Origin of the sequence: Mesorhizobium sp. M0571 (assembly GCF_040320985.1) — a bacterium.
Classification (GTDB): Bacteria; Pseudomonadota; Alphaproteobacteria; order Rhizobiales; family Rhizobiaceae; genus Mesorhizobium.
Window position 1 is genome coordinate 22,992 of the sequence record NZ_JAMYQT010000050.1, and the last position, 12,188, is coordinate 35,179.

The window sequence follows — 12,188 nt, forward strand, 5'->3', positions numbered from 1 at the left end:
GAGCGCTGGATGCAACGCAGCATATCCCAAAATGGGATAATCCGAAACCGGGATTAGTCGCTGATCCGGTCTTTACCCGACCGGTTCGCCTACATGCCCAAATCTCTTCGCTCGCCCCGCCACCAGCGGTTTCTGGCCCAGCTGGTTTCCCTGCGCAAGGCCAAAGGCCTGACTCAGGCGCAGGTGGCCGAGAAGCTTGATCGTCCCCAATCCTTCGTGGCCAAGTACGAGGGTGGAGAGCGTCGTCTCGACGTCATCGAGTTTCTCGACTTAACTGCGGCGCTTGACGCTGATCCGTGCGAGATTCTGTCCAGCCTGCGGGCTAACGGGCGCCTGCGCGTCTAACGGCTCGCGCCGGTGCCGTGAACCGAGCGCGCTTTTCTTCGGCAAGCTGCCATTCCGCTGCGGGTGGGTCTTTACCAGGCCATGCCGATATAGGATGATAATCCTAGGTGGGGCGATTCCTCAACGGAGATCGCAATGGCTAGGACCAAACTTTCCAGGCAGCTTTCACAGGCTGAAATCGAGCGCTTTCTGGCGGAGGCGGAACGGCTGCACAAGAGCATCGTCCAGCCGCTTCTATCACCTGAGCAGCGACCATTACCGGGCTCTCCAACGCACCCATGAAGTGCTGTTAAAGACGGTGAAGGATATCACGGGGAAGGATGCGCCGTTCATTCAATGGTTCGGAACAGGACCGGTGAATTAGGCCAGACTAATAGACTCCAGAAGGGGCGTGGGCAACCATCGCTATCAAGAGAATCGGTACAACCGTCGCAGGTATGGCGAGCGCCATCGTGGACGTTCCTTTGTGGGCAAAGATCGTTGCTGGTGGAACAATCCTGGCTGGCTTTCTTGCCTTCGAAATCGGCCCTGCCGCTGTCAGCGCAACATCAAAGCCAATATAAGCCACAAAACGGGCGAGCGCATCTATCATGATCCCGGACAGTAATATTACTGGGACACGCGCCTCAACCTGTTGAAAGGCGATCGCTGGTTTTGTTCGGAGGAAGCCGCGCGCACGGCGGCGATGTCGTCGAGTTTCTCGACGTAACCGCGGCGCTTGACGACGATCCGTGCGAAAAATTTGTCCAGCCTGCCGTCCTGGCGGGCGCCCGCGCGCCTGACGACGCGCACCAGGTGCTCGTGAAGCGAGCCCGCTTTTCTTCGGCAAGCTCAGGCGGTCTCGGCCATTCGGCTTCGCCCCTTGGCGTGGGCAGCCTTTCGGGCTGTGACGGCCGCCGCCCTTGCGGGCGGCGGGGTTTGTCTGTTGGCCTTTCCCGGTGGCGCCGGGTGGGCGGCACTCCCTTCTAGGCCCGCCGCGGCAGCCCGCAACCCTTCGCGTGCCGCTCAGGGTCCTGCTCTTCGTTCCGGTCCTTCGGATGCGGTCCGCCTACCACGGCGGGCCTGTCCGGTCGCGACTCGCCGCCCACCCCGCTTCCGGGGAAAGGCGCGGCGATTGGCGAGCGGAGGATGAGACGATGCATGCAAACAGCAAGCGTACCCCCAGCGGAGAGGCTGGCGCAGGCAAGGGCGGGCGCCCGGGCGCCAGCCTTTATCAGGAGATCACCGACCGCATCATTGCCGAACTGGAGCGCGGCACCGTGCCATGGGTCAAGCCATGGGGCAGCGCAAAGGCAGGCCTTGGCCTGCCGAGGAATGCATCCTCTGGGCGCATCTATTCCGGCATCAATATCCTCATCCTGTGGGGCGCGGTCATCGAGCGCAGCTATCCCAGCCAGAACTGGCTCACCTTCCGGCAGGCGCTCGTGCTTGGCGGCAATGTCAGGAAGGGCGAGCGCGGCACGACCATCGTGCATGCCGACCGCTTTGTCCCCAAGGACGAGAAGGAGCGCGCACGCCACGAGGGCGATGAACCACAGGCCGTGCCTTTTTTGAAGCGCTTCACCGTCTTCAATGTCGCGCAGTGCGATAATCTTCCGGAAGACCTCTATGCCGCCGCCGAGCCGCTGCCTCAGTGCGAGATCGTGCCGCAGGCCGAGACGCTCATTCGCGCCAGCGGTGCGGATTTCAGGGTCGGCGGCGATCGCGCTTTCTACATGCTGGGCAGCGACCACATTCAGGTGCCGCCGCAGCCGGCGTTCCATCACCAGATCGACTATTACCGGACCTGCTTTCACGAGCTTGGCCACTGGACCGGCCACCCGACGCGGCTTGCTCGCGACCTCTCCGGCTCGTTCGGCTGCAAGGCTTACGCGCGTGAAGAATTGGTCGCCGAAATCACTGCCGCTTTCGTCTGCAGCAACCTCGGTATCGAGCCGACCGTGCGTCATGCCGATTACATCGGCTCATGGCTAAAGGTGCTGCGCGAGGACAACCGCGCCATCTTCCGTGCCGCCAGTCTTGCCTCCAAGGCCGCCGATTTCCTGCTTGGCCTTCAGGCCGATGCCGAAGGCGAGGCGCAGGAAGGGATTGCGGCATGACGATGCGCGATCCTCAACTGACCGCGACCGAGCCGACGCCGCAAGGCGAGCAGATGCTCATTCCCGGCGTCCGGCCGATCACCACGCGCGATCGGCTCACCCTCCTGATGGACGCGCCGATGCGTCCGCGCGCGGCGCAAACCCGCTCGATGAAGCCAGCAGAAATCAACTCGACCTGTTCTGACAAGGAGTCTTTCCATGATCCTGATCACTGATCCACTGCGCGCACGACTGCTTGCCAATGGCGCCGCCGACGCCGACATCGACCATTTTCCCGTTGTGAAACTGTTTAATCCCACAGGTGCCGCGACGTGGCTTCTGAGCGAACTTGACGCCGATGGCGACACGCTGTTCGGTCTTTGCGATCTCGGCTTCGGCTTCCCCGAACTCGGCAGCGTCAGTCTGGCCGAGCTTGCATCCGTAAAAGGTCCGCTTGGCCTCGGCATCGAGCGCGACCTGCATTTCCAGGCGCGCTTTCCGCTCTCGGTCTATGCCGAAGCCGCTCGCATTTGCGGCCACATCACCGAGGCCGAGCGACCTCTGCGGCAGGCAGCAGACGCCCTTTCAAAGCCCCATTCCGAGCTTCCGCCCGACACGGCGGAATAGCAGCGCCGATAGGCGCAAAAACCGTCCCGCCGCGCCGGCCTTCGGCCTCTGCGGCGGGGACAACCTTAACCAAAGCGAAGGAGAGTAACCGTGCAGCTTGCCCACATCCCCTTGGATCAGCTCAACATTTCCGCGCTCAACATGCGCCATGGAAAACGCGCGCCCGACATATCCGTCATCGCATTACCGGCAAGGACATCCTGCCCTCCGTGCGTGCGCGCGGCGTGCTGGTGCCTCTCCTTGTGCGGCCCGACGGCCAGCCGGAAACCTTCGAGATCGTTGCCGGCAGGCGGCGCTATTTCGCCGCCAAATCGCTTGCCGACGAGCGCGGCGAAGGCGATCCCTTGCCCTGCGCCATCATGGAGGACGGTGACGACGCCGATGCGCTGGAAGCCTCGCTGATCGAAAACCTCGCCCGCCTCGATCCTGACGAAGTCTCGCAATGGGAGACGTTTTCGCGGCTCGTCAGGCAAGGCCGCACCGTTCCAGACATCGCTGCGACCTTCGGCATCACTGACCTCAAGGTCAAACGCATTCTGGCGCTTGGCGACCTCTTGCCCAAAATCCGCGAAGCCTATCGCCGCGAGGAGATCGACGCCGAGACGGTGCGCCATCTCACCATGGCGTCCAAGGCGCAGCAGAAGGACTGGCTGGCACTCTGTGCCGATCCCGATCAATACGCGCCGCGTGGCTATCAATTGAAGCAATGGCTGTTCGGCGGCCAGTCGATTTCCACCAAGGTGGCGCTGTTTGCCATCGAGGAGTATCCCGGCCTGATCACCTCGGACCTGTTCGGCGAGGACAGCTATTTCGCCGATGCCGACCTGTTCTGGCAAAAGCAGAACGAAGCGATTGCCGCCAGACGCGACACCTATCTCAACGACGGCTGGAGCGAGGTGGTGCTGCTGGAGCCGGGCCAGTATTTCCACCCATGGGACCACGAGAAGACCCCGAAGAAGAAGGGCGGCAAGGTCTTCATCGCGGTCACGTATCGCGGCGAGGTCGAGTGTCACGAGGGCTGGCTGTCACACAAGCAAGCCCGCCGCGCCCGCGAGGGCGGTGAGCAAGAAGAAACAGCCGCCAAGCCGCCGCGCCCCGAACTCACCGGCCCGATGCAGAACTATGTCGATCTGCATCGCCATGCCGCCGTGCGCGCGGCCATGCTCGACCATCCCGCCGTGGCGCTGCGCCTCGTGGTGGCGCACGCCATCACCGGTTCCGGCTTGTGGCAGGTGCGCCGTGAGCCACAGCGCGCAGCCAACGAGACCGTGACTGCCAGCCTTGCCGGCTGCAAGGCTGAAGCTGCATTCGGCAAAAAGCGGCGCGAAGTGTTGGCCCTGCTCGGATCACCGGATGAGGATGGCGTGGTCGCCGGCGGCAATGGCGACGCCTTTGCTATCGCCGGCGTGTTCGCGCGCCTCTTGGCGCTGTGCGACGACGATGTCATGCGCGTTCTCACCCTTGTCATGGCCGAGACGCTTGCAGCCGGCAGCACCGTCATCGAGGCGCTCGGCAACCATCTGAACGTCGATATGGGCACATGGTGGCAACCGGACGATGCCTTCTTCGACCTCTTGCGCGACAAGGAAATCGCGAATTCGATGCTCGCCGAGGTCGGCGGCAAGCTGGTCGCGGATGGCAATGTCGCCGAGAAGGTCAAGACGCAAAAGAAGATCATCCGCGACTTCCTGGCGGGCGAGAATGGCCGCCAGAAGATCGAGACCTGGCTGCCGCGCTGGATGAAATTCCCGGCCGAAAGCTACACCAGCCGCGGCGGCTTCCGCACCGCCGATCAGTGGGCACAAGTGCAGCCGCTGTTCGTCCGCAAATAGTCGATCAGGGCCCGAGCGGCGGTTCTCTCGATTACCGCCGCTCAGGTCGCGCGCGCCGCTCCGGGTCGCGCCGGCTGCCGATTGGGCGGCTTGTCGAGCCAGTGCCGCGCGCGAGAAATCCCGACGCCATTCGCGCCCGTTTCGGCAGCCCTGCACCGCGCCGGGTTGCTTGCTGACGCGCCAGGCGCATGGGGCCAATTGTCCGATCCGGTTGCCGACAGAGCCCGCGCAGCCGGTGCCCTGCATCGCCGCGTGTTAGTTGTGCCGCCGATCGCGCCACCTGTCTCCATGTGTCTCAGGGACCATTCCCCTGCGGCTGGCTTGACGACCTATGGGCGGATCCGGCCCGCCCGAAACCCTCGCCAGCAGCTTTTTTCCCCGCCGCCTGCGGCGGCTTCCTCGCGCCGCTTCGCTTCAAAAAAGCTGCCCGCTCGGGTCCTTCGCTATCGCTGCGGCCGTCCCGGTTCCGGCGGTCCGGACGCGCCCATCACGGTCCGCCATCGCAGGGGAATGGTCCCCTGCGAGCACCAAAGGAGACTGAAAATGACCGCGATCGGATACGTTACCAAACAGGAAAACGGCGGCTACAAGGGCCAGCTCAAGACGCTTAGCGTCCGCGCCGACATCGACATCGTGCCCAATCAGGCAAAGAGCGCCGACACCCATCCCGACTTCCGGGTGCTGACGCAAGGGGTCGAAGTAGGGGCCGGCTGGATCCGCACCGGCGAGACCTCCGGCAAGGACTATGTGAGCCTGTCGATTGCCGCCCCGGAGTTCGGCCCGCGCAAGCTCTACGCCAATCTCGGCCGCGCCGCCGGCCAGGATGACGACGACACATACGCCATCATCTGGAACCCGGTCGACTGAACCGCCAGCCTCGAGCCCCGCGCCGCAACCGGCGCGGGGCTCTTTCGGGAGGGGCGGCGAAAACTCGCCCCCCACTCTTCGCCCGTCCCCAAAACGATCTCGCTCGCCGATCCTCGCCTTCGCTTGTCCGTAACGAAACGAGGATCATCATGGACGACGAAAACGAACGCGCGGCTCGCGCGAAGAAGGGCAGTCCGTTTCTCAACACCGCGCAGGCCGCCTTCTATATCGGGCTGTCCCAGCGCACGCTGGAGAAGATGCGGCTCAAAGGCGGCGGCCCGCAATTTCGCAAGCACGGCCGCTATGTCCGCTATCACATCGACGAGCTCGACGACTGGTCGAAGGGACGCGCGCAGGAGACCAGGCCCGAGGATGCCGGGCACGATTCCGGCTCGGCCGGTGAGGGAGGCCGCTCATGAGCCGGCGTCCCACCATCCGTCTGATCGGCAGCCATCTGCGGCGCGTTCGGGCGCGCAAGACGATCGCCGTGGCCACAATAGGCCTCGGCCTGATCGGCTTCGCCGCTGTCGACAACCCATCGCCCTGGCTGGTCTGGAACGCCTCGGCCAGTGCGCCGGTCGGCCTCTATCGCGTCGCGTCCGGATCGCCGGCTCGTGGCGATCTCGTGCTCGTCCGCCCGCCAAAACCGGTCGCCGATCTCGCCGCCGAACGCTTCTATCTGCCCAGCAATGTGCCGCTGGTCAAGCGCCTTGCCGCGCTGCCTGGCGAGCATGTCTGCGCCTTCGGCGACGCCATCATCATCGGCGGCGAGATCGTCGCGCGCCGGCTGGCAACCGACACGCAGCACCGTTCGCTGCCTTGGTGGAATGCCTGCCGCAAGCTCGCCGCCGACGAGTTTTTCCTGCTCGGCAACGATAGAAACCGCTCCTTCGACAGCCGCTATTTCGGGCCGGTGCCGGCCGAAAATATTGTCGGGAGGCTGGTGCCGCTATGGACCGAGTAACCCTCCTGATGCTGGGCATGGTCGCGATAGCGCCATGCGCCTGTTCCGCCGCGACCGACGCTCAGCCGGCCGCCATCTCCCGTGGTCCGCAGCTGGCAAGATGGCAGCCCTTGGTAGCCGAAGCAAGCCGGCGTTTCAGCATTCCACAGCCCTGGATTTATGCCGTCATGGATGCCGAAAGCCGGGGGCAGACAAGGCTGAATGGACGGCCGATCACGTCGAGCGCCGGCGCCATCGGCCTCATGCAGGTGATGCCCGGCACCTACGAAGAGTTGCGCGCAGAGCTTGGCCTGGGAGCCAGTCCGCATGACCCTCGCGACAACATTCTGGCAGGCACTGCCTATCTGCGCGCCATGTATGACCGCTTCGGCTTTCCCGGCCTGTTTGCCGCCTATAACGCTGGGCCGGACCGCTACGAACAGCATTTGCAGCGTGGGCGACCGCTGCCCAGCGAGACGGTTTCGTATCTGGAAGAGCTCAAGGCTGCGGGGATTTCGGCCGCCGACATGGACGCGTTCACCGGCAAATCCCGTTCCGGAAAAGCGCCGGAAATCCCGTCCGGGCAGTCGCTGTTTTTCCTGCGAAACGGTGTTTCCGCGACCGATCCGAATGGCCAAATTGTGGTGCCGCTCGGATCGGAGCGAGCAAGGTCAGGCCGGCCGGATCGCAGGTGAGGGCAGGGGTACCGTGGGTCGGGCCGGGCAGGGAGGCAGGTCCGCGGAAGGCAAGATAAAGGCATCGCCTCCTGGAGGCGGCGAAGTCTTTGTCTGCACATCGTTTTTCACGGAGGCTGCCTTCAGCGTCAGGAGAGCTTCTGCCGACAAACCTTTGATTTTGTTAAGGGTGACTAGGAGGCTCAATGCAGGATGAAGAGTTCAAGCCGAGCCTGGGCAAAATCGGATCGCGCGGCTCGAAGGCAGGCAAGCGTTTCGCCGGCCAGATCCGCGCCGCGATCAACCGAGCCGGCGGCGGCAGCGGTCGCCGTGGCCGCTTCATCGGAAGCCGGGCGGGGCGCGGCGGGGCTGCTGCCGCCGTTCTCAGAGCGCGCGACCCCCACGCGGCGTTTCGGCAGCGGCGCGCCGTCGTCAAGGCGCGTATCGTCAAGCTGGCCGGCAAGGGTGTTGACGGGGCACGTGCACACCTTCGCTACCTCCAGCGCGACGGCGTCACCCGCGAAGGCGAGCCTGGCGAGCTCTATAGCGCCGACAGCGACCGCGTTGATGGCAAGGCCTTCATCGATCGTGCCGATGGCGACCGGCATCAGTTCCGCTTCATCGTCGCACCTGAAGACGGCATCGAGTATGACGACCTGAAGCCGCTCACGCGGCGCCTCATGGCGCAAATGGAAGAAGACCTCGGCACCAAGCTCGACTGGGTCGCTGTCGATCATTTCAACACTGGTCATCCGCATACCCATATTATCGTCCGCGGCAAGGACGACCGCCGCGAAAATCTTGTCATCGCGCGAGACTACATCTCGTCTGGAATCCGTGAACGGGCGGCCGAGCTGGTCAGCCTCGACCTTGGCCCGAGAACGGACCGCGAGATCGAGCAACGCCTGCGCCAGGAAATGGAGCGGGAACGCTTCACCAGCATCGATCGGCAGCTGCTCCGCATGCGCGACCATGATGGGCATGTCTCACCGGCCAGCCGAGACACGTTTCGCCAGACGCTGCACCAGGGCCGCCTGCGCAAGCTCGAGCGGATGGGTCTGGCTGAGGAAGTCGGCTCGGGCCGCTGGCGCCTTGATGGCGAGCTTGAAGCGACGCTGCGCCGCATCGGCGAGCGGGGCGACATTATCAAGACCATGCACCGCGAACTGACCGGCAAGGGGCTCGCCCGCAGTGCCGCCGACTATGTTGTCCATGATCCATCTGCAGAGCCGATGCAGCCTGTCGTCGGCCGCATCGTTGCGCGCGGCCTGGCCGACGAAATCAATGACCGCCATTACCTCGTCGTCGACGGCGTGGACGGCAAAAGCCACTATGTCGATATCGGCAAAGGCGAGGCCACCCAACCGACGCCAGAGGGCTGCATAGTGCGGGTCACGCCGAGGGACACCGGGCCAAGGCAAGTCGACCGCACAATTGCCGAGATCGCCACGGCCCATGACGGGCGCTACAGCATCGATATCCATCTCAAGCATGACCCGTCGGCCACCGAACGCTTTGCCGAAACGCACGTGCGGCGACTGGAGGCGATCCGCCGGGCCACCGGTCGTGTCGAGCGCGAGCCGGACGGCACCTGGATCGTCGCACCGGATCATCTCGACCGTGTGTCTGACTACGAGCGTCAGCGGGCCGGGGCCGAGCCTGTCACGGTTGACAAGCTCTCATCAATGCTGCTGGAACAACAAGTCAGCTTCGACGGCGCCACCTGGCTCGATCGAGAGCTGGTTTCCGACACACCGGAGGCCTTGCACAGCTCTGGTTTCGGCCGCGATGTCCGAGAGGCGCAAGGCCGCCGGCGGCAGTGGCTGATTGCGCAAGGTCTTGCTCGGGAAGAGCAGGACCGGATCGTCTATCGCGCCAACATGCTTTCGATCCTGCGTCAACGTGAGCTGAACCGTGTTGCCGGTCAACTGTCTGACGAACTCGGACTCTCGTATTCCGAAGCGCAGCCTGGTGATCGAATAGAGGGTCGATTGCGCCGCTCGATCGACCTTGCCAGCGGCAAGTACGTCATAGTCGAGAAGGCGCGCGAGTTCACGCTGGTACCATGGAGGCCAGTGCTTGATCGGTCGGTTGGCAAGGAGGTGTCTGGTGTCATGGGTGGGGAGGGGATTTCATGGACCATCGGCCGGCAGAGAAGCGGACCAAGCATTTCGTGACATGACTACACAACTTCTTTTGCCCGCGTTGAAACAGGTACTCAGTCCGGACGGAGTTCGCCTGCTAACTGCCCGCGGCATTGATCTCGCGAGGGATTAATGGCTGGTCGTGCAAGACTTATCGTTCGCTCTACAAAAAAGCGCCGCGATGATTCATCGTGTTCCATGATTCTGAGCCAAAACCCTCCTGCGACACCACGGCACTCTTCCCGGTGCCACGGAGCCGCGCCGACGACGGCGGTGCCGGCCTGGTTGCGCAGGGCTGCCCCGACCCAAACAGTTGCGGCGCATTGAGGACATTGCAATCACTGCCGGTGCGGCCATCGGCGCGCTCGATGAGATGGTCCGCCAGCTAGAGAGGTGGGCTGGCGCCTTGTGACAGCGCCTAGGGCTTTCGGCGGCCGCAGTACGGCGAAGCAGGCTCGCGGCGTCGAGGATGAGGCCGCACTTCGCGATGTTCTTCTGCTCACACGACCGGGAGACGAGGTCGGCCCTGCGGGCCGGATGCTGTTGGCCGGGCGTGAACTGGCAGCCCATCCCGCTGAGGATCTTCTAACGGGAGAAACCTCGCTGCGGTGGGGAAGATTTCGGTCGTCGCCCGCGACGACGAGGCGGTCAGCGACCTGGCCGGACGAGCTTCGGCAGCTTTCCGCTGCGGCATGGTGACCGGCGCGATCATGGCCGCCGAATGAGATCGCTTCGAACGCACCGTCGGATGCTGGCTCGCCGACGCGTTACTGGCGCAGCGCCTGGGTGGGGCCATGCGGTGCCGCTACTGGGCACCGAGGCAGCTTTGGGCATGAGACCCGATCAATCGCGCCGGGCCGCAACGGTCATTGCGGCATCTGGAGTCGAGGCCGGGTTCAGACCGGGGGAAAAACTGCTCGTCGCGTAGGAGCCCCGCGTTGCGCGCCGTCGATCTTTCCGCCCAACTCGGCGCCGCGCGGACCGGGGCTTGCTATTGCCCCGAAACTGAGGCCAAGGCGACGGACCCGCCGTGCGTATACCGACGCCCGCCGCGCCGCCGTCGGCGGAAACGAGCGAGCCGTGGACCTCACACAATCTGAGGTGCTGGTGACGATGTGCATCACCTACTTCCATCCGCACTCCTGCCCACGAGCTCACCCGTGCGCCCGCGGTGCTGCGAACCCGCCGACGAATATTTGGCAGAAGCCGGAGTGGGCGCTCAGCCCCGACGAGTTTTTTGGCTTTGACCGGCCGGAAGGCGCGACCCGAGCGTCGGGACAAAAAGCCGGGAAGGGGAGGGCACCAGCCCGGTTGAAGCCAAGAGCATGATGATGTGAGGACGATCTGCTGGCAAGAATTTGCGGAGATCGATGCTGTCCTGGCGCGCTCGTCGAAGAGCTGAGCGGCGCCGACGTGGCTGCTCGAAGGGAGAACACTTCACTGCGTGACCGGCCGGACCTGATTGCGATCTCCATTGGAATAAAGAAGACGACGGGCCGAATGGCAGGATTGATCGCCAAGATGCGCGATCTGCCGGCTGTCCTGCGCGTGCGGGAGTCGCCACCATGAGCTTTACGACAAAATTGCCGGCACAGGCCGATTTTGTTGCTCGAATGCTATCAGGAGGCGATCGCACGCCCCGCAAGATCGGCCAGTGCGGATGCTTGGCCAAGCTGCTCGGCGCGTCGTGAGATGTTGCCCGTCGGATGGGTGATGCTTTAGATCAGGCGGATCTCCACCCAGTCGCCGCGCAGGTCGAACCCAGCGATTTTGTGGCACGCGCTCGAAAGGTGCTGCACCGCGGGAATTGCTGCCTCATCCATGCACTGCAAGAGTCGCGAAAGGACGGTGACCTCCGAAGCAAAGTCCTATCCGTGGGCGGTCACGTGCCCTGATGCGCATGTATCCATCGTGCGCATGCGTTCCATAAACACAATCGATTTTACCGACCAAAGAGAATAGCGGCTACGGTCCGTTTTCTTGAGGAAGGCTTATGGACCGACCGGCGCCGCTTGACCATTCGAAACCAATCGAAGTTGGCCGGCGCGAGCCCTGAGTTCCGGTTGATCTACATTCCAGGCGGCGGCACTGCCGCTATTGAGGCGATGAGGACGAAGTTCAATGGAAATATTGCGGCCTTCTAGCCCAGAACAGGCCTGTTCCGCTTGTGTCGTGCTGCGGCCCTCCATCCTCTCCGATTGGGGTGCGACAATCCAGAATGGGATCCGAAGATGCCGTGCGTGAACCACTCTAGAACCAAAGTGGAAGCAGTAACGGCAGGATATCGGCTGGAGGTCTGATGCTTAATCACAAAACAGTCGGTTCGAAGGGGCGCGACCCGTGCCCAGAAGGGACAAAGGCCAGAGACCTAAGCTTCGATTTCGCCAAAGGCGTCCTCATTATCCTGGTGATAATTGGGCATTTGTTACAATATGTTATCTATCGAGGCACTGACGACTTTTGGCTGTCGCCATATTTTAAGTCGATCTACATGTTTCACATGCCTCTGTTTATGGCGATAAGTGGATATCTTTCTTCGGGAGCGATTCTGCGCAAATCGTTCCCTCAAGGCGTCAGAGGCCGTTTTGAAAATCGGCTTACTGGGGTTTCGTCTGAGGCTGGGTTATGATTCAAGCTGTGGATGTGGACAAAGCAGAGCCGTGGCCGGATGGCCCAGA

12 protein-coding genes and 3 pseudogenes are annotated in these 12,188 nt (G+C 63.3%); 13 read left to right on the forward strand and 2 right to left on the reverse strand.

The features are described from left to right. Positions 1 to 93: 93 nt before the first annotated feature. Positions 94 to 345: a helix-turn-helix domain-containing protein gene (locus NKI85_RS31615; RefSeq protein ID WP_023722035.1), complete on the forward strand. Its 252-nt coding sequence runs from the start codon at positions 94 to 96 to the stop codon at positions 343 to 345. A gap of 370 nt (positions 346 to 715) precedes the next feature. Here the strand turns inward: NKI85_RS31615 and NKI85_RS31620 are convergent, their stop codons facing one another. Continuing rightward, positions 716 to 937, reverse strand: coding sequence for a hypothetical protein (locus NKI85_RS31620; protein ID WP_352779998.1), 222 nt, complete (start codon positions 935 to 937; stop codon positions 716 to 718). 17 nt (positions 938 to 954) lie between these two features. After that, a complete protein-coding gene (locus tag NKI85_RS31625; protein ID WP_352780000.1) occupies positions 955 to 1,137 on the reverse strand; it encodes a hypothetical protein in 183 nt (60 codons plus the stop codon). A 344-nt stretch (positions 1,138 to 1,481) separates the two neighbouring features. On the opposite strand from NKI85_RS31625, the gene NKI85_RS31630 reads away from it, so the two are divergent. The 12 genes and pseudogenes from NKI85_RS31630 to NKI85_RS31685 form a co-directional block, all read left to right on the forward strand. After that, complete coding sequence (locus NKI85_RS31630; protein WP_352780002.1) at positions 1,482 to 2,444, forward strand: ArdC family protein; 963 nt, start codon at positions 1,482 to 1,484, stop codon at positions 2,442 to 2,444. Continuing rightward, positions 2,441 to 2,659 carry a hypothetical protein gene (locus NKI85_RS31635; protein ID WP_352531289.1) on the forward strand — a complete coding sequence of 73 codons (219 nt, stop codon included), beginning with the start codon at positions 2,441 to 2,443 and terminating at the stop codon, positions 2,657 to 2,659. Before NKI85_RS31630 ends, NKI85_RS31635 begins: the two co-directional genes overlap by 4 nt. After that, positions 2,643 to 3,050: a DUF2958 domain-containing protein gene (locus NKI85_RS31640; RefSeq protein ID WP_352531291.1), complete on the forward strand. Its 408-nt coding sequence runs from the start codon at positions 2,643 to 2,645 to the stop codon at positions 3,048 to 3,050. The genes NKI85_RS31635 and NKI85_RS31640 overlap by 17 nt, the downstream gene beginning before the upstream one ends. Further along, positions 2,954 to 4,882, forward strand: a complete 1,929-nt coding sequence (locus NKI85_RS31645; RefSeq protein WP_352780004.1) for a ParB/RepB/Spo0J family partition protein — start codon at positions 2,954 to 2,956, stop codon at positions 4,880 to 4,882. Before NKI85_RS31640 ends, NKI85_RS31645 begins: the two co-directional genes overlap by 97 nt. A gap of 543 nt (positions 4,883 to 5,425) precedes the next feature. Beyond that, positions 5,426 to 5,749, forward strand: coding sequence for a DUF736 domain-containing protein (locus NKI85_RS31650; RefSeq protein ID WP_023672372.1), 324 nt, complete (start codon positions 5,426 to 5,428; stop codon positions 5,747 to 5,749). 149 nt (positions 5,750 to 5,898) lie between these two features. Then, on the forward strand, positions 5,899 to 6,168 hold the full coding sequence (locus NKI85_RS31655; RefSeq protein ID WP_023679653.1) for a helix-turn-helix transcriptional regulator: 270 nt from the start codon (positions 5,899 to 5,901) through the stop codon (positions 6,166 to 6,168). Continuing rightward, positions 6,165 to 6,713, forward strand: a complete 549-nt coding sequence (lepB, locus tag NKI85_RS31660; protein WP_352780006.1) for a signal peptidase I — start codon at positions 6,165 to 6,167, stop codon at positions 6,711 to 6,713. The genes NKI85_RS31655 and lepB overlap by 4 nt, the downstream gene beginning before the upstream one ends. Next, positions 6,701 to 7,387: a lytic transglycosylase domain-containing protein gene (locus tag NKI85_RS31665; protein ID WP_352780008.1), complete on the forward strand. Its 687-nt coding sequence runs from the start codon at positions 6,701 to 6,703 to the stop codon at positions 7,385 to 7,387. Before lepB ends, NKI85_RS31665 begins: the two co-directional genes overlap by 13 nt. 185 nt (positions 7,388 to 7,572) lie before the next feature. After that, entirely contained in the window at positions 7,573 to 9,543 is a 1,971-nt protein-coding gene (rlxS, locus tag NKI85_RS31670) for a relaxase/mobilization nuclease RlxS (RefSeq protein WP_352780010.1), read from the forward strand. Positions 9,544 to 9,918: 375 nt separating this feature from the next. Beyond that, positions 9,919 to 10,026, forward strand: a pseudogene (locus NKI85_RS31675) (hypothetical protein); the annotation flags it as partial. A 507-nt stretch (positions 10,027 to 10,533) separates the two neighbouring features. Then, positions 10,534 to 10,647: pseudogene (locus NKI85_RS31680) on the forward strand (SMC-Scp complex subunit ScpB); the annotation flags it as partial. A gap of 1,162 nt (positions 10,648 to 11,809) precedes the next feature. Then, a pseudogene (locus NKI85_RS31685) lies at positions 11,810 to 12,094 on the forward strand (acyltransferase family protein); the annotation flags it as partial. Positions 12,095 to 12,188: the final 94 nt, after the last annotated feature.